Source organism: Candidatus Symbiopectobacterium sp. NZEC127, from assembly GCF_025962675.1.
Lineage (GTDB): Bacteria > Pseudomonadota > Gammaproteobacteria > Enterobacterales > Enterobacteriaceae > Symbiopectobacterium.
The window spans coordinates 1-544 of the sequence record NZ_JAGFPG010000085.1 but is presented as its reverse complement, the minus strand read 5'-3'; the positions used below and the strand labels follow the sequence as shown (position 1 = coordinate 544).

The 544-nt window shown below is 55.5% G+C and carries 1 protein-coding gene; it reads right to left on the bottom strand.

Going from position 1 to position 544, the window contains the following annotated elements; all coding sequences use genetic code 11:
• A partial coding sequence (locus tag J5069_RS24045) for an MFS transporter (RefSeq protein ID WP_264646151.1) occupies positions 1-544 on the bottom strand: 544 nt, incomplete at both ends.

The following is a 544-nucleotide window of genomic DNA, read 5'->3' as shown; positions in this document are numbered from 1 at the left end:
CTGTTTTCAGTGCGGTGAAGAAAGGCAGCTTAACCGGCGCAGGTTCGTTATCTTGCTTGATGAAGTCCAGCTCGGTTTTGCTCAGGTTCGGGTGTTTTTCCGGGTCATGATAGAACAACCACCACAAAACGACCCACAGCATGGCCAGCACGCCGGAGAACATGAATGCACCCTGCCAGCCGAGGTAGCTGTGTGCAATAACAATGATGGGGGGCGCTAACATGGCACCGATAGAGAAGCCAACGCCAGCCCAACCTGCGGCTATCGGACGCTCTTTTTTCGGGAACCATTCACCAAGGGTTTTGGCGTTGGCCGGGGTAGCTGCCGCTTCTGCTGCGCCCATAAAGAAGCGCAGGATCGCCAGATGCAGCCAACTGCCCGCACCTGCGTGGAACATACACATCAGCGCCCAGATAGAGGCACATACCAGAAAGCCGACTTTCAGACCGATAACGTCAATCAGCCAGCCGCACAGCGGTTGGAAAATGGTGTAGGCCAACTGGAATGCGCCAACGATCCAGGAGTATTGCTCTGTGGTGATCCC